18 protein-coding genes are annotated in these 15,787 nt (G+C 30.4%); 9 read left to right on the plus strand and 9 right to left on the minus strand.

The features are described 5' to 3' along the window. Positions 1–31: 31 nt before the first annotated feature. Positions 32–451 (plus strand): nucleoside-diphosphate kinase, encoded by a 420-nt coding sequence (locus tag Q0997_RS16070; RefSeq protein ID WP_299890625.1) that lies wholly within the window; start codon positions 32–34, stop codon positions 449–451. A 103-nt stretch (positions 452–554) separates the two neighbouring features. Continuing rightward, positions 555–3,116, plus strand: coding sequence for a M4 family metallopeptidase (locus Q0997_RS16075; protein WP_299890627.1), 2,562 nt, complete (start codon positions 555–557; stop codon positions 3,114–3,116). A 123-nt stretch (positions 3,117–3,239) separates the two neighbouring features. Here Q0997_RS16075 and Q0997_RS16080 read toward each other — a convergent pair whose 3' ends face one another. The 5 genes from Q0997_RS16080 to Q0997_RS16100 form a co-directional block, all read right to left on the minus strand. Then, entirely contained in the window at positions 3,240–3,431 is a 192-nt protein-coding gene (locus Q0997_RS16080; RefSeq protein ID WP_299890629.1) for a cold-shock protein, read from the minus strand. Between the two features lie 159 nt (positions 3,432–3,590). Further along, positions 3,591–3,782, minus strand: coding sequence for a cold-shock protein (locus Q0997_RS16085; protein ID WP_111658912.1), 192 nt, complete (start codon positions 3,780–3,782; stop codon positions 3,591–3,593). Positions 3,783–3,885: 103 nt separating this feature from the next. After that, positions 3,886–4,182 carry a DUF721 domain-containing protein gene (locus Q0997_RS16090; RefSeq protein ID WP_299890635.1) on the minus strand — a complete coding sequence of 99 codons (297 nt, stop codon included), beginning with the start codon at positions 4,180–4,182 and terminating at the stop codon, positions 3,886–3,888. 30 nt (positions 4,183–4,212) lie between these two features. After that, positions 4,213–4,632 (minus strand): hypothetical protein, encoded by a 420-nt coding sequence (locus Q0997_RS16095; protein ID WP_299890637.1) that lies wholly within the window; start codon positions 4,630–4,632, stop codon positions 4,213–4,215. Position 4,633: 1 nt separating this feature from the next. Then, positions 4,634–5,713, minus strand: a complete 1,080-nt coding sequence (locus tag Q0997_RS16100) for a DNA replication/repair protein RecF (RefSeq protein WP_299890639.1) — start codon at positions 5,711–5,713, stop codon at positions 4,634–4,636. Positions 5,714–5,837: 124 nt separating this feature from the next. Between Q0997_RS16100 and Q0997_RS16105 the strand changes: the two genes are divergently transcribed. The 7 genes from Q0997_RS16105 (at position 5,838) to Q0997_RS16135 (ending at position 12,257) form a co-directional block, all read left to right on the plus strand. Beyond that, entirely contained in the window at positions 5,838–6,617 is a 780-nt protein-coding gene (locus tag Q0997_RS16105; RefSeq protein ID WP_299890642.1) for a tetratricopeptide repeat protein, read from the plus strand. 29 nt (positions 6,618–6,646) lie between these two features. Then, positions 6,647–7,129, plus strand: a complete 483-nt coding sequence (ribH, locus tag Q0997_RS16110; protein ID WP_299890644.1) for a 6,7-dimethyl-8-ribityllumazine synthase — start codon at positions 6,647–6,649, stop codon at positions 7,127–7,129. A 340-nt stretch (positions 7,130–7,469) separates the two neighbouring features. Further along, positions 7,470–7,745 (plus strand): riboflavin synthase subunit beta, encoded by a 276-nt coding sequence (locus tag Q0997_RS16115; protein WP_299890646.1) that lies wholly within the window; start codon positions 7,470–7,472, stop codon positions 7,743–7,745. A 7-nt stretch (positions 7,746–7,752) separates the two neighbouring features. Continuing rightward, entirely contained in the window at positions 7,753–9,606 is a 1,854-nt protein-coding gene (mutL, locus tag Q0997_RS16120; RefSeq protein WP_299890648.1) for a DNA mismatch repair endonuclease MutL, read from the plus strand. Between the two features lie 3 nt (positions 9,607–9,609). After that, positions 9,610–10,368 (plus strand): rhomboid family intramembrane serine protease, encoded by a 759-nt coding sequence (locus tag Q0997_RS16125; RefSeq protein WP_299890649.1) that lies wholly within the window; start codon positions 9,610–9,612, stop codon positions 10,366–10,368. Next, complete coding sequence (locus Q0997_RS16130; RefSeq protein ID WP_299890651.1) at positions 10,369–11,229, plus strand: rhomboid family intramembrane serine protease; 861 nt, start codon at positions 10,369–10,371, stop codon at positions 11,227–11,229. Between the two features lie 2 nt (positions 11,230–11,231). Next, positions 11,232–12,257 (plus strand): endonuclease/exonuclease/phosphatase family protein, encoded by a 1,026-nt coding sequence (locus tag Q0997_RS16135; protein WP_299890653.1) that lies wholly within the window; start codon positions 11,232–11,234, stop codon positions 12,255–12,257. Here Q0997_RS16135 and Q0997_RS16140 read toward each other — a convergent pair whose 3' ends face one another. The 4 genes from Q0997_RS16140 to dapB all read right to left on the minus strand — a co-directional run bounded on the left by Q0997_RS16140 (position 12,258) and on the right by dapB (position 15,782). Continuing rightward, positions 12,258–12,566, minus strand: coding sequence for a DUF6122 family protein (locus Q0997_RS16140; RefSeq protein ID WP_299890655.1), 309 nt, complete (start codon positions 12,564–12,566; stop codon positions 12,258–12,260). Then, positions 12,566–13,183 (minus strand): WbqC family protein, encoded by a 618-nt coding sequence (locus Q0997_RS16145; protein ID WP_299890657.1) that lies wholly within the window; start codon positions 13,181–13,183, stop codon positions 12,566–12,568. Before Q0997_RS16145 ends, Q0997_RS16140 begins: the two co-directional genes overlap by 1 nt. 93 nt (positions 13,184–13,276) lie before the next feature. Next, positions 13,277–15,013: a signal peptidase I gene (gene lepB, locus Q0997_RS16150; protein WP_299890659.1), complete on the minus strand. Its 1,737-nt coding sequence runs from the start codon at positions 15,011–15,013 to the stop codon at positions 13,277–13,279. 67 nt (positions 15,014–15,080) lie between these two features. Beyond that, the gene (dapB, locus tag Q0997_RS16155) at positions 15,081–15,782 is read right to left on the minus strand and encodes a 4-hydroxy-tetrahydrodipicolinate reductase (protein ID WP_299890661.1); all 702 of its coding nucleotides are present in this window, start codon (positions 15,780–15,782) and stop codon (positions 15,081–15,083) included. Positions 15,783–15,787 lie beyond the last annotated feature (5 nt).

The raw sequence follows: 15,787 nt of genomic DNA on the forward strand, positions 1-15,787 counted from the left end.
CACTACTTTTGCAGCCATAAAAAACAATAAAATGGCAACAAATAGAACATTTACAATGCTTAAGCCTGATGCGGTTGAGAAAGGACACATTGGCGCAATATTAGAAAAAATTAATGCTTCAGGTTTTAGAATCGTAGCAATGAAATTAACACAAATGACTAAGGCTGATGCTGAGTCTTTTTATGCAATACATAATGAAAGACCTTTCTTTGGAGAGTTAGTTGAATATATGACTCGTGGACCAATTGTAGCTGCCATCTTAGAAAAAGACAATGCTGTTGAGGATTTTAGAACCTTAATAGGTGCAACTAACCCAGCAGATGCTGCAGAAGGTACTATACGTAAACTTTATGCTGCTTCAATTGGGGAAAATGCAGTTCACGGTAGTGATAGCGATGACAATGCGGCCATAGAAGGAGCTTTTCATTTTTCAGGAAGAGAAATGTTTTAAGTATTTCATCGAAAATAACATACACTTAAGCCTAATTTTAACACAATTAGGCTTTTTTTATACTCTCTAATCAGTTAATTTAGCGGAAGTTAAAAAAAACGCTATGAAAATTTATAACAACTTACTCTTTTATGCTCTCTTTATCACTTCTTTTTCTTACTCGCAAAGTACAGAAAGAGCCATTTTAGAGTTTCAAGAGAAATCAAATGCCGCAATTACAATTAATGAAAATTCTAAGATTCCAGAATTTATAAAATTCCCTACTACTCAAGCATTAAAATTAAATGGGACGTCAACTACAGAAAAAGCAATCAGTTTTTTAAATAATTATAAATCTATTTATAAGATAGAAGATATAAATAATTCATTTAAAGCAGGTGAAATAGAAATTGATAATATAGGACTACAAAGAGTTGTCTTAAATCAAGAATATAACGGTGTACCAGTTTATGATGGAAAATTATTATTTCATTTTAATATTGAAAATAATTTAACATCTGTAAATGGTAATTTTATCCCAAACATAAAGCTTAATGCCCAACCTTCTATAGAAAAAACAGTGGCAAATGGAATAGCACTGCAAACAATAGAAAATCAAAATATTAATTTTTCGGGGGAAACGTTGTTTGTTCATAATAGTAAATTATATGTGTTTAATAAAGGTTTAGCTCAGGGTGTTAAAGGCGCTAATTATTTAGTTTATGAAGTAGAAGTTCGAAATGAAATTGATGTAAGAGAATTTGTTTTTGTAAATGCTCATAATGGTACAATTGTAGAACAATTTACTGGTATAGCGCATGCATTGGATAGAATTGTATATGAAGGAAATACAGGTAATACTGTGTGGCAAGAAGGAGATGCATTACCTGGAACTTTAACTATTTGGCAACAAAATGAAGTTGAAGCCTCTGCTCATGTATATAACTTTTTTGTTAATGCTTTTGGTTATGTTTCTTATGATGGGGCAGATGCTCAAATGAGAACTATAAATAATAACCCAAATATTAATTGCCCTAATGCAAATTGGAATGGAGCTACGGCTAATTATTGTAATGGTACAGCATCAGATGATGTTATTGCACACGAATGGGGACACGCATATACAGAATATACTAGTGGTTTAATATATCAATGGCAATCTGGAGCTATCAACGAATCGTATTCAGATATATGGGGAGAAACCGTAGATCTTTTAAATAATTATGAAGATGCAGATGATGATAACTCAATAAGAACAGCAGGATGTGGAAGTAGTGATCGTTGGAGAATGGGAGAAGATGCAACAGCTTTTGGTGGAGCGATTCGAGACATGTGGAATCCACCTTGTAATGGGGATCCAGGTAAAGTTACTGATGGAGAATATTTATGTGGTACAGCAGATAATGGTGGAGTTCACATAAATTCAGGAATACCTAACCATGCTTATGCATTATTAGTAGATGGAGGTGCATATAATGGACAAACAATTACTGGAATTGGTTTTACAAAAGCGGCGCATATTTTTTGGAGGGCGCAAAGTCAATACTTAACAAATACTAGTGATTTTAATAATTTAGCAGATGCTTTAGAAGCTTCTGCAAATGACTTAATAGGTGTAAATCTTGAAGGCTTATCTACTACAAGTATTGCTGCAGGTCCATCAGGTGAGATTATTAGTGCAAGCGATGTACAACAAGTAATAAATGCAATTTTAGCAGTAGAAATGCGTATTAACCCAGATGTATGTGGTTATACTGCTCTACTAGGAGATTCTCCAGCTTTATGTGATAATGCGATTAATAGCCCAATATTTTTCGAAGATTGGGAAACAGGAATGGATGGCTGGACAGTAACTCAATCTCCTGCTAGTTTACTTACCTGGGAATCAAGAGATTGGGTGGTTTCTGGAGATTTGCCTAATAATAGGCCTGGTAGTGCGGCATTTGGAATAGATCCTATAAATGGAAACTGTACAAGTGATTTTGAAAATGGAATTATTACAATAGAAAGCCCAGTAATTACAATGCCAGATTTTACTGAAGGAAATTATGAAATAGCTTTTGATCATTATGTTTCAACTGAAGCAAATTGGGACGGTGGAAATATAAAAGCAAGTATTGATGGAGGTGCTTGGACATTAATTCCTACTGTTGCATTTACTACAAATGGATATAACGCAACTCTTAATGATACAGCTGCTGGTAATGATAACCCAATGGAAGGTCAAGATGCTTTTACAGGATCTGATGAAGGATCTAATAAAGGGAGTTGGGGAACTAGTATTATAAATTTAAATTCAATTGGTGTTGTAGCTAATTCTACAATTCAATTTAGATTTGAAATGGGTACAGATGGTTGTAATGGAAGAGAAGGCTGGTATGTTGATGATTTAAGAGTATATAATTGCGCTTATGCCTTATCTATATCTGATTTTGATAGCATTAATAATTTAGTTAAAATATACCCGAATCCTTCAAAAGGTATTTTTAATTTAAAGAAAACAAATCAAATAGATTTGATAAAAGCAGAGGTTTATGATATTAATGGACGTTTTATAAAAACTATTGATTTATCTAATGTAGTAGAAGAAACAACAATTGACTTATCTAATATTGCATCTGGTTTATATTTTATGACGCTAACGTCTAAAGAAACTAAATCTGTTATTAAATTGATAAAAGAATAGAATATTTTTAATTGAAAAAGCACAGCTAAAAGCTGTGCTTTTTCCTTTTTTACTAGAATGTATTAATAATAAAAGCCCATACACTGTATGGGCTTTTGCTTAAAAAAATTTATGTAGTATATATTAAATTACTTTTACATTTACTGCGTTTAATCCTTTTTTGCCTTCTTGTAGATCGAATTCAACTTCATCGCCTTCACGAATCTCGTCAATTAAACCCGAAATGTGTACAAAATGGTCTTTGTCTACACCTTCTTCAGTGATGAAACCAAATCCTTTAGTATCATTGAAGAATTTTACTGTGCCTTTACTCATTGTAATAAATTTTAAATTAATTATTTAATAGAAGGCAAAGATGATGCCATTAATTAACATTACCTATTTATTAATAGGTTTTTAAATTATTATTGCAAAAAAAAACTTACTAAATAAATAGTAAGTCTTTTTTGTACAAGGTAAATTGAATATATATAATTATACTACTTTTACGTTTACTGCGTTCATACCTTTACGTCCTTCTTGTAGATCGAATTCTACTGTATCTCCTTCACGAACTTCGTCGATTAAACCAGAGATGTGTACGAAATGGTCTTTGTCTGATCCTTCTTCAGTTATAAAACCGAAACCTTTAGAATCATTGAAAAATTTTACTGTGCCTTGAGCCATTTTAAAAAAAATTTAATTTATAATAAGAACCAAAGATAGTATTTTAATTTAACAATTACTTTTTTAAACCTTTTATTTTGAATTAGTAACAATTTATTGGTCTTTACCGCAAGACTAATTTTTTTATTAAATCTTTTCCTAAAGTTTCATTTAGCATTGTGATAATTTTTTCTTTCCCATAACTTAATTCTTCCCTCAAAACACTAGAACTTAATTGAATAAATAGGGTGTCGTTTTTAAGTTCTATAGCTGTAGTATAATTATTTACACCATTTCCCATTAAATTAGCCCATGCCTCTCTAACATTTACTTTATCTAAACCTTTTTCTAATTTATTGGTTTCTACAAAATCTTTTAGTGCATCAGAAATATTTAATATATTATTATTGCGTTTTGCCATATTTATCTCCCGAAACAAGGGAAGTATTATTTAATTTAAATTTATAGGAGTAAAGCGTTTGTATAAATATACATCGTTATTTTGGTTTACAATCTGTAAATGACTTGTATTTACCATTAAAATTGTTTCTTTCCATTCTGTGAATTTTGTAGAATAATATAGATTTATACTATCGTTTTCAATTTTTATATGAAGTATTTCCGTATCATTAGATGTTTTGTATTTACCATTTAACTGCGGTTTCATTTTTTTTCTAAACCCCTTTAAACTATCATTTAAAGCAATGTAGTCTATAGTTTGGTTTACTTTGTACTCCTTTTTATAACCGTTAGCTAATGTAACGCTTTCTATTTCCCAATAACCATCAATGTATTGGATATAAGTTTCAGTTTCTTTTGAGCAACTATTTATTAAAATAAATAAGACGAATAGAACTATAGTTTTTTTCATTTTATAATTTAAATATTTCATAAGATTGATGAACACGTTTTACAGCATTTTCGGTACGTTCTGCATGAGTATCACTAATAAATAACTGTCCAAAATTCTCATCATCTACTAATTTTATTATTTGTGATACACGTTCTTCATCTAATTTATCAAAAATATCATCTAACAATAGAATTGGGTTTACACCACTTTGTTTTTTAATAAAATCGAATTGAGCTAATTTTAAGGCAATTAAAAATGATTTTTGTTGCCCTTGGCTTCCAAATTTTTTTATAGGATGTTGATCTATGTTAAAAAGTAAATCATCTTTATGAATCCCTACACTTGTGTATTGTATAGCTTTATCTTTATTGATAACTTGTTTTAAGAGCGTCTCTAATTCTGTTTCGAATAGATCACTCTTATAAGATAAATTTACTGTTTCATTACCATTACTAATAGCTTTGTATCTAGCTTTAAAAATTGGAATAAAATCTTTTAAAAACGTATCTCGTTTTATAAAAATAGAAGTTCCGTATTGATGTAATTGAGTATTGTAAATGTCTAAAGTATCTTGATTAAAAGTGTTATTGAGAGCAAAATATTTTAGTAAACTATTACGCTGTGCTAATGCTTTATTATATTTTATTAGGTCGTTTAAATACGTTTTATCACTTTGCGAAATAACACTATCAATAAATTTTCTACGTGTTTCACTACCTTCAATAATTAAATTTCGATCTGCTGGAGATATTATAACTAAAGGTAGAAAACCTATATGCTCGCTAAATTTTTCGTAGGCCTTCGCATTTCGTTTTATTATTTTCTTTTGTCCGCGTTTTAGACTTATAACAATTTTTTCAGACTTATCTTCTTTTTTATAATCACCATTTATAACAAAAAAGTCTTCATCGTGTTTTATATTTTGAGATGCTATAGGATTAAAATAACTTTTTCCAAAAGATAGATGATAAATAGCATCTAAAATATTGGTTTTACCAACGCCATTGTTACCTACAAGGCAGTTTATAGTATCGTTAAAAGTAAACGATTTGCTATCGAAATTTTTATAATTTAGTAAAGAAAGTGATTTTAAAATCATAGGTATTTATCAAAAACGAGCATACGCTTAAAGAGTTAATAAATAAGAAGTGCAAAATAACAAATAAATAACCTTTTATATATGAAGAAAAATTTTATTTTTGCCACGCATAAATAAACTATACATGGCAACTTATAAGAAAAGAGGTTATAAACCTAAGACGGAAAAAGAAAAGGAAGTTATCGAGCAAGATTTAGGAGAAAACTCAACAACTGCTGAGGTTTTTAACACCTTAGATGAGACGGCATCTAGAACTGAAGATTTTGTAGCTGCAAATCAAAAATACATTTTTATTATTATTGGTGTTGTAGCAGCATTAGTATTAGGATACTTAGGTTTTAAAGAATTTGTAACTAAGCCAGCTCAAGAAGAGGCTATGAACGAAATGTATCATGCACAAAAACAATTTAACGATGCTGTAAATGGTATTTCTAGTGATTCATTATATAGTGTAACATTAAACGGAAGCGAAGGTAAGTTTGGTATGTTAGATATTATGAAGGAATATAGCGGAACTCCAGCTGCTAATTTAGCAAAATACTATGCAGGAATGTCTTATTTAAACCTTAAAGATTATAAAAATGCAGTATCGATGCTAGATGATTATAAAGCAGAAGATGAAGCAACAGGACCTTTAGCAAAAGGAGCTATTGGAGATGCATTTGTTCAATTAAATCAAAAAGAAGATGCTCTTAAATATTATATAGATGCAGCTAAAATGCGTGATAATGAGCTTACAACACCAACATATTATTATAAAGCTGGTACGATTGCTTTAGAATTAGGTAAGGCAACTGAAGCTTTAGGTTACTTTAATATTATTAAAGAAAAATACCCAAGCACAACCGAAGCTTCTTCTGTTGATGTGTTTATTGGAAAAGCAGAAGCGATGTCAAATAAATAATATTACCGCTTTAGCGGAAATGACCCATTATGGCAACAGTAAATAATAATTTATCAGAATATGATAAAGCATCAATCCCAAACGCGAGTAATTATCGGTTTGGGATTGTTGTTTCAGAATGGAACGATAACATAACCGAAGGCTTGTATAAAGGTGCTTACGAAACCTTGTTAGAAAATAATGTAGCTAAAGAGAACATTATAAGATGGAATGTGCCGGGAAGCTACGAACTTATTTATGGTAGTAAAAAAATGCAACAACAAAATGTAGATGCTGTTATTGCTATAGGTTCTGTTATACAAGGGGAAACAAAACATTTTGATTTTGTATGCGAAGGTGTATCTCAAGGCATTAAAGATTTAAATGTACTGCATGATATTCCCGTTATTTTTTGTGTATTAACAGATAATAACCAACAGCAAGCTATTGAGCGATCTGGTGGAATACATGGGAATAAGGGCACTGAAGCTGCTGTAGCAGCAATTAAAATGGCTTTTCTAAATAAGCAGTAATTTTTTTAAGCATAGACATAATAGAACAGTTCTTATTGTACTATCTAGTATTTGTTAACAATTTTTAGTATTTACTACGGTTAATTCTATCGTATTTTCAGTATTTTTGAGTGTATTTCAATTAGTGATAACACATGCTCAAACCGCGTAAAAACAAAAGCTTTAATTATAAGCCAAGATTTTCAGAGTCAGAAAGAACAAGACCTGAAGATTCGTCAGTATCCCGAGCATTCAAAAACAAAAGAAAACCTAAAAGATCAACCTTACCAATATTACTTATTATTTTAGGCTTGGTTATTGCAGTAATGTACTATTTAGAAACTAAATTAAGATAGTTGTTATGGGATTTATGAAATTAAGACAAAATAAGCGCTACAATTATAAACCTAGATTCTACGAAGGTGAAGGTAGCCCGTTTCAAATGAAACAAAAGTTCGATGAGCATCGTACTACTCTTGAGTCTGGAGGTAATATAAAACAACGGTTGCTTAAAGCGCTTGAAGAGTCTAAAACTAATAATAATACAACTGTTAATAAACGTGTTTTGATAATAATAGCAGTATTAGTTTTATTTTTTCTTTTTTTAATAGATTTCGATCTTAGTATATTTTTTTAAGTAGTAAATGGCAGATATTATTCAGTTATTACCAGATCATGTTGCTAACCAAATTGCAGCAGGAGAAGTTGTGCAACGTCCAGCTTCTGTTGTTAAAGAGTTACTTGAAAACGCTATAGATGCTGGTTCTCAAAATATAAAACTTATTATTAAAGATGCAGGTAAAACCTTAATCCAAGTTATTGATGATGGTAAAGGTATGAGTGTTACAGATGCTAGATTAAGTTTCGAGCGACATGCAACTTCTAAAATACGCACTGCTGATGATTTATTTCAATTAAATACAAAAGGGTTTCGAGGCGAAGCTTTAGCTAGTATAGCTGCTATTGCACATGTAGAGTTAAAAACTAAACAAGAACAAGACGAGGTTGGTACCACATTGGTTATAGAAGGTAGTGATGTTAAATCTCAAGATGTTGTAGTAACTCCAAAAGGAACATCAATAGCTGTAAAGAACTTATTCTTTAATATTCCTGCGAGACGTAACTTTTTAAAATCTAATGCAGTAGAAACGCGTCATATTATTGATGAATTTCATCGTGTTGCTTTAGCGCATCCAAATATAGGCTTTGTTATGTTTCATAATGGGAGCGAATCTTTTAATTTACCAATTAGTAACTATAGGCAACGTATTGTTAATATATTTGGTAATAAAACGAATGAAAGATTAGTTCCTGTAGATGAAGATACAGAGGTTTTAAAAATTTCTGGATTTGTAGGTAAGCCAGAATTTGCTAAGAAAACGAGAGGAGAACAATTCTTTTTTGTTAACAATCGTTTTATAAAAAGTGCTTATTTAAACCATGCCATAGGCTCTGCTTTTGAAGGGTTGTTAAAAGATGGTGCGCATGCCAGTTATTTTTTAAATTTAACGGTAAACCCTCAAACGATAGATATTAATATTCACCCAACGAAAACTGAGATTAAGTTTGATGATGAGCATACATTATATGCTATTTTACGTTCGGCAGTAAAACACAGTTTAGGGCAATTTAATATTGCACCAGTGTTAGACTTTGAGCGTGATGCCAATTTAGATACACCATATAGCTATCAACAAAAAGGAACGCCTAGTGTTACTGTAGATAGTAATTTTAACCCTTTTGCAGATGAAAAAATAAGCAAAGGCAATACTACTAATACTGTAAGCTATAAAAAAGAACCAACAGCGAATTGGGAAAGTTTATATGTTGGTTTAGAAAGTAAAGGGAATACGTCTCAACAAGATTTTGGAGAAGTACATTTTGAAAGTGAACAAGAGAATACTTCTGTTTTTAGTGATATTAACGCAATAGAGCAGAAGCAAAGTACGTATCAATTTCATAATAAATATATTGTGAGTACTATAAAGTCTGGATTGCTATTAATAGATCAAAATAGAGCACATCAACGTGTTTTATATGAAGACTTCTTAAAGCATATTACCGTAAAAGAAGGCATGAGCCAGCAATTATTATTTCCTCTAGAACTTCATTTTTCGCCTCAAGAAATTGAAATTATTAAAGAATTAAAAAACGATTTAGAGCATACAGGTTTTGTGTTTCAAACGTTAGAAAAAGAAAAGATAGAGATTACTGGAGTTCCAGTCATGGTTCCAGAAAGTGAGGTCTCTATTATTTTAGAACAATTAATAAGTGACGTAGAAAACGAAGTGCCAGATAGTCATTTTAGCGCTACAGATTTACTTGCTAAGTCTATGGCTAAAAGTTTAGCTATAAAAACGGGACAAAGCTTAACTACTGTTGAACAAGAACATTTAGTGAATTCTCTTTTTGCTTGTAAAGAACCAAATGTGTCTCCAGTAAATAGAGCCACTTTTATAACCATGACGGTTGATGAACTAGATAAAAAGTTTGTATAAGGTATGATGAAGATAACAGATACAGTAAAGCATTTAATAATTATAAATGCAATAATGTTTTTAGCAACCATGGCTATTGGTGGTGGTGAATTGCTATACCAATGGTTAGCTTTATATTTTCCTAAAAATCAAAACTTTCAATTTTGGCAAATAGGAACGCATATGTTTATGCATGGCGGTTTTACCCATTTGCTATTTAATATGTTTGCACTTTGGATGTTTGGTACTGCAGTAGAGCAACGTTTAGGGAGTAAAAAATTTCTGTTTCTATATTTTTCTGCTGGTTTAGGAGCTGTATTATTTCAATTGGGGTATTATTATTTTAATTTCTATTCAGGTTTTAATATCCTTACAGATGCAGGCTTTGAGGCAAATCAAATATTAGAAACATTAAATTCTGGCGCAGGAATGAGGGATACACGTTGGGATCAGTTTTTTCAAGGTGAAGGATTAATAGATTTCTTAAGAGTTTTTAATGCTTCCATGGTTGGCGCATCTGGTTGTATTATGGGCGTATTAGTTGCTTTTGGAATGTTAAATCCAGAAGCAGAATTAATGCTTATCTTCTTGCCTATTCCTATAAAAGCAAAATACTTTATTCCAGGTATAATTGCATTAGATATTATTTCAGCTATAACTGGTCAATCATTTTTTAGCCCAAGTAATACTGCATATATGGCTCATGTTGGAGGTGCAGTAATTGGTTTTATTATTATGTGGTATTGGAAAAAAAATCAATTTAAAATACATCGTCAGTACTAAATGAGTCAATTAGATAGCTTAAAATATAAATACAATAAACTTAATGTATTAGAGAAGCTTATAGCAATTAATGTTATAATCTTTGTTTTGGCATTAATTTTTAAACCTATTGTTCCTGTATTATTTAGATATCTAGAATTGCCTCCAGATTTTTATGATGCACTATTACAGCCTTGGAGTATAATAAGTTATGCTTTCTTGCATTATGGACCTTTCCACTTATTATTTAATATGCTATGGCTGTATATCTGTTCGCGTATTTTTCTAAACTTGCTAAGCTCTAAAATGGCTTTAAATATTTATTTTCTTGGAGCTATAGCTGGAGGTTTAACCTTTTTGTTGTTTTATAATCTTTTTCCAAGTTTTTTCTCTAAAAGCTTTTTTCCATTAGTAGGCGCAAGCGCTGCTGTAAGAGCATTGTTTATTTTCTTATGCGCTTATATTCCTAATAATGAGATCAAATTTTTTACCTTTAATATTAAAATTTGGCACATTGGAGCTGTATTAATAGGGATTGATGTTCTTGGCGTTTTTGGAACTAATGGCGGTGGCAATTTAGCACATTTAGGAGGTGCTTTACTTGGTTATATATATGCAAAGCAAATAGTTAAAGGGAATGATATAGGAAAAGGATTTGAACGCTCTGCAGACGCTGTTTCTAGTTGGTTTAAGCCTAGTAAAAAGAGTAAGCTTAAAACAGTATATAAAGATAAATCTAAGGTTGGTGGTTATACTAAAGGAGAATTTAACGAGTTAAATAAACAGAAACAAATAGATGTTATTTTAGATAAGATTAGTAAAAGTGGCTATGAAAGTTTAACAGCAAAAGAGAAAGATTTTTTATTTAGAGCAGGCAAATAGATATGAAAAAACTGAAGTTTTTTGGGAAAATAATATTCTTCTTCAACTCGGTTGCGGCATTCATACTCTTATTATCTTATATTCTTCCATTTTTACCTCCAAAAACATTTTCAGCTTTATCTGTATTAGGATTAGGTGTACCTTTTCTAATTATTATAAATGCTATTTTTTTCTTGTATTGGTTAGTTAGAATAAAGAAACAAATGCTATTATCTCTTCTGGTGCTAGTGATAGGCTACATGTCTTTTGGCTCTTTATATAAATTTTCTGAAAGTAAGACTATAGAAAGTGATGGTAATATTTCTATAATGAATTATAATGTAAGATTGTTTAATCTCTATAAATGGATTCCTGAAAATAACACCGAGACACAATTAGTAGATTTTATAAAAAGAGAATCGCCAGATATACTTGCTATGCAGGAATATCACCCGCATAAAAATGTAGACTTATCTTTCTATGAGTATAAATATGAAAAACTATCTGGGAAAAAAGTAAAATATGGCCAGGCTATTTTTTCAAAATTCCCAATAGTTAATTCTGGTTCTATTGCTTTTCCAGAAACTGGTAATAATGCTATTTTTGCAGATGTTGTAAAAGGAAAAGATACCATTAGAGTTTATAATGTACATTTACAATCACTGCGTATTAATACTAATGTTGAGCAGCTTACGACTAAAGAATCTGAAAAGCTATTTATAGGTATTGGAAAAACCTTTAAAATGCAACAATTTCAAACCGAGTTATTTTTACTTCATAAACGTAGTTGTAATTATAAAATGATTATTTCTGGAGACTTAAATAATACGGCATTTTCATACATCTATAAAGAAATAAAAGGTGATTTAAAAGATACTTTTAAAGCCGCTGGAAATGGATTTGGAAGAACATATAACTTCAAGTTTTTCCCAATGCGTATTGATTTTATATTTACAGACCCTGTTTTTAAAATTAATAGTTTTAAAACTTATGATGTTGAGTTTTCTGATCATTATCCAGTAATGACAAAAATAAGTCTTGAGAAATAGCTACATCATTAAACAGTCTACACTATCGGCTATAATGTGTATTACTAAACCTAAACCAACCAGTCGTGTTTTTTTTGGAATTAAAAGTAAAAGATATACAGCTATAGCATAATAACTATGTAAAGGATGAAAGTTAATACTACAGCGATTACTCTCAAAAATTGGAGTTGCTAGTAAGTGGTCTAAATCTATTAATAAGCCTAAAAGCATTATTAGATATGCCTTTCCCCAATTTTTATTAAAAAATATTAGTGCAAGAATTAAAGGTAAAATATAATGGATACCATAATGAATAATTGGCTGTATCATTATGGTAAATCTTGAGATTGTAAATAATTAAGTGCGTTTGTACCTTCATTAAAAAGCAAGTCTAGTATGCTAAGGTTGTTTATAAATCCATGCTTAGTATTAAAAACTTGAGTATAAGGTTCTACAGCTATTGGAGTCTCTTTTTTTGCATTAACAAGAAAACGGTAATCAATACTATTTTTAGGCTCTTTTTCGTAAATAACAGTTGTTTCTATAGATGTATCGATTTGTAAAAATTCACAAATAGTTTCAAAACATTTTAAATTAAATTCTAAAATAGAGTTAAAAGGTGTTTTAAAAAGAGGCTCTAATTCGTCGCAATAAAATTCAAAAAAAGGAGATGTTCTATAGGCAGATTCTAAAGATTTCCAATGTAGATCTTGCCATTTATAGTCGTTTGCTATACATACGTCTTTATACTTTTGCCTGTTTTTTTGAGTGAAAATAACAGGAATGCTTAATTGTAACTTTCCATTAGCGGCATAGATATAGCTTCTATTTCTATAAGTTTGTTTTTGATAATTATCATTTACTTCAAAAACTATTTTATCTGCTTTAGCAATAGCAATAAAGGTTGCTATATTTGGAAAATAAGTTGGATGTAGTAATATGTTCATTTGTTAATGAGGTTATTTGTTTGTCTCCTAATTTCTCAAATCATTAAACATATAAACAAGTAAACAAATTCTTAAAAATAATAGTAATAGATTTTAAGCTTTCTGCTTACGCTTTTTAAACTTATTATAACCAATTAGCCCAGCAATTAATAAAAGTACAGGAATAAGGTAAGATACAGGTTTACCACTACCATGAACAGTAGTAAACAATCTATTCCAGCGTATTTTATTGAAACCACTTGCATTATTATCCCAACTCATCCATACCATAACAGGTTTTCCTACAACATGATTAAATGGTACAAATCCCCAAAACCTAGAGTCAATAGAGTTTTGTCTATTATCTCCCATCATCCAATAATAATCTTGTTTAAAGGTGTAATTAGTAACTACTTCATCATTAATTAAAATTTGATTGCCTCTTGTCGTTAATTTATTACCTTCATATTCGCGAATAATACGTTTGTATAGAGGTAGAACATCAATAGTTAAGTCTATAGTTTTTCCAGCTTCAGGAATATAAATCGGTCCAAAATTCTCAGTAGAATATCTATATTCTAAATCTTGAGGAAATAAACGCGGATTAGAATTTTTAGAAATATTTTTCTCAATAGCTTTTACAGCTGGATCTTTAGATACTTTTTCTGCTAATTCTTCAGTCATATTAGCAGTATATACTATTTCGTCTACGCTCATTTTAAGCGCATCATAAACTTTACGAGTTAAAACGCCTCTTAATTTTGTAGTTATAGAATCATAAGAGACAACACTTAGGGATACATTTTTATTTTGGGCAAGTGCTTGTCTTATCTCAGGTTTTTGCCATTTTTTTGTAGAAATACTGTAAACCTCATAACCGCTATCTTCTGTAATACCATATTTACTTCTAAAATACTGCTCGTCTTTATTGGTCTTTATTTCATAAAAAAATTGAAGTTTAGCACGATCTGGTAAAACATTCTTTTCTCCATTTATATAAACTATTCCATTCTTTAATTCTAAAGAATCTCCTGCAATTCCAACGCAACGTTTTACTAAGTTTGTTTTCTTGTCAATTGGCTTATAATAATTTCTATCTGGTGTAAAATCATTCATATCCAACAATGTATCTGCTGGCTGATTAAATACTACAATTTCATTCCGTTCTATTTTTTCAAAACCAGGAATACGGAGGTATGGTAATTGCAATTTGTTTAATAGCGATGTTTTACGCTCTTCGTACTTATCACTAAATAAATATGATTTTTGTTTTGTAGTAGGAATCGAATCATGCACCATAGGCAAAGCAACAGTTGTCATTGGAACTCTCGCTCCGTAATGAAACTTACTTACAAATAAGAAATCACCTACTAAAAGAGATTTTTCTAAAGAAGATGAAGGAATTACAAAAGGTTGAATAAAATAAGTGTGTACTATTGTAGCTGCAACAATTGCAAATAATATAGAGCTTACCCAATCTCCAGCACTAGTTCTAGGTTGTAAACTTCTATCTTCAATATAATTTATATCTTTTGCCGCATAGTTTAAATAGAAATTGTAAAAACCTAAAGTAACGATTGCTAAAAAAGTATCTAAATTTGAGTTTTTACCAAAACTGCGAGCAGTTTCTACCCAAATAACTGGAAACATAATAAGATTAACAATTGGTAAAAATAATAAGATAGTCCACCACCATGGGCGTCTAATAATTTTCATTAAAATAACAGCATTGTATACAGGGATAAAAGCTTCCCATGCTTGTCTTCCAGCCTTAACATATAGTTTCCAAGTAGCTAAGCCATGAATGACTTGAATGACGAAGAAAAATATAATCCATTGTGTACCGTTCATAATCTGTATTTTATAATATTTTTTATTTGTGATCTAACTTTAACAAATGTTACAAATTTATTTAAGCTTAACCAATATTTAACACATCTTTCATAGTAAAAATTCCAGTTTTACCAATTATCCATTCTGCAGCAATTACTGCTCCTAATGCAAAACCTTCCCTGTTATGGGCAGTGTGTTTTATTTCGATTGTGTCTACTTCACTTTTATAAGTTATATTATGCGTTCCAGGAACATTTTCTATACGCTTTGCTACAATTGGTAAGCTATTGTCTTCGTTAGAGTCTAGTTTCCATTGCTTATAATTCTTATTATTCTCAATAATATCATTAGCCAAAGATATAGCGGTGCCGCTTGGCGCATCTAATTTTTGTGTGTGATGAATTTCTTCTAAATTAATATTATAAGTATCTAGATTAGCCATCATTTTTGCCAAGTTTTTATTGAGTTCGAAAAAAATATTGACGCCTAAACTAAAATTAGAGGCATAAATAAAAGCACCTTGTTTTTCTTTACACACATTAACAACATCATTATATTGCTCTAACCAACCTGTAGTTCCTGAAATTACGGGAATATTATTGTTTATAGCATTTGTGATATTATTGTATGCAGCAGATGGAATACTGAAATCTATGGCAACATCTGCAATAGAAATCTCTTGGCTTGTTGTGTTTGAAGTTTTTAAAACAATTTCATGGCCACGTTTTAGGGCAATTGCTTCAATTGTTTTACCCATTCTTCCATAACCAAGTAAAGCTATTTTCATAGATA

Origin of the sequence: uncultured Lacinutrix sp. (assembly GCF_947500325.1) — a bacterium.
Taxonomy (GTDB): Bacteria; Bacteroidota; Bacteroidia; order Flavobacteriales; family Flavobacteriaceae; genus Lacinutrix.

Coding starts and splice junctions, on each gene's coding strand:
- Q0997_RS16070 (WP_299890625.1), top strand. CDS start 32: ATGGCAACAAATAGAACATTTACAATGCTTAAGCCTGATGCGGTTGAG.
- Q0997_RS16075 (WP_299890627.1), top strand. CDS start 555: ATGAAAATTTATAACAACTTACTCTTTTATGCTCTCTTTATCACTTCT.
- Q0997_RS16080 (WP_299890629.1), bottom strand. CDS start 3,431: ATGAGTAAAGGCACAGTAAAATTCTTCAATGATACTAAAGGATTTGGT.
- Q0997_RS16085 (WP_111658912.1), bottom strand. CDS start 3,782: ATGGCTCAAGGCACAGTAAAATTTTTCAATGATTCTAAAGGTTTCGGT.
- Q0997_RS16090 (WP_299890635.1), bottom strand. CDS start 4,182: ATGGCAAAACGCAATAATAATATATTAAATATTTCTGATGCACTAAAA.
- Q0997_RS16095 (WP_299890637.1), bottom strand. CDS start 4,632: ATGAAAAAAACTATAGTTCTATTCGTCTTATTTATTTTAATAAATAGT.
- Q0997_RS16100 (WP_299890639.1), bottom strand. CDS start 5,713: ATGATTTTAAAATCACTTTCTTTACTAAATTATAAAAATTTCGATAGC.
- Q0997_RS16105 (WP_299890642.1), top strand. CDS start 5,838: ATGGCAACTTATAAGAAAAGAGGTTATAAACCTAAGACGGAAAAAGAA.
- ribH (WP_299890644.1), top strand. CDS start 6,647: ATGGCAACAGTAAATAATAATTTATCAGAATATGATAAAGCATCAATC.
- Q0997_RS16115 (WP_299890646.1), top strand. CDS start 7,470: ATGGGATTTATGAAATTAAGACAAAATAAGCGCTACAATTATAAACCT.
- mutL (WP_299890648.1), top strand. CDS start 7,753: ATGGCAGATATTATTCAGTTATTACCAGATCATGTTGCTAACCAAATT.
- Q0997_RS16125 (WP_299890649.1), top strand. CDS start 9,610: ATGATGAAGATAACAGATACAGTAAAGCATTTAATAATTATAAATGCA.
- Q0997_RS16130 (WP_299890651.1), top strand. CDS start 10,369: ATGAGTCAATTAGATAGCTTAAAATATAAATACAATAAACTTAATGTA.
- Q0997_RS16135 (WP_299890653.1), top strand. CDS start 11,232: ATGAAAAAACTGAAGTTTTTTGGGAAAATAATATTCTTCTTCAACTCG.
- Q0997_RS16140 (WP_299890655.1), bottom strand. CDS start 12,566: ATGATACAGCCAATTATTCATTATGGTATCCATTATATTTTACCTTTA.
- Q0997_RS16145 (WP_299890657.1), bottom strand. CDS start 13,183: ATGAACATATTACTACATCCAACTTATTTTCCAAATATAGCAACCTTT.
- lepB (WP_299890659.1), bottom strand. CDS start 15,013: ATGAACGGTACACAATGGATTATATTTTTCTTCGTCATTCAAGTCATT.
- dapB (WP_299890661.1), bottom strand. CDS start 15,782: ATGAAAATAGCTTTACTTGGTTATGGAAGAATGGGTAAAACAATTGAA.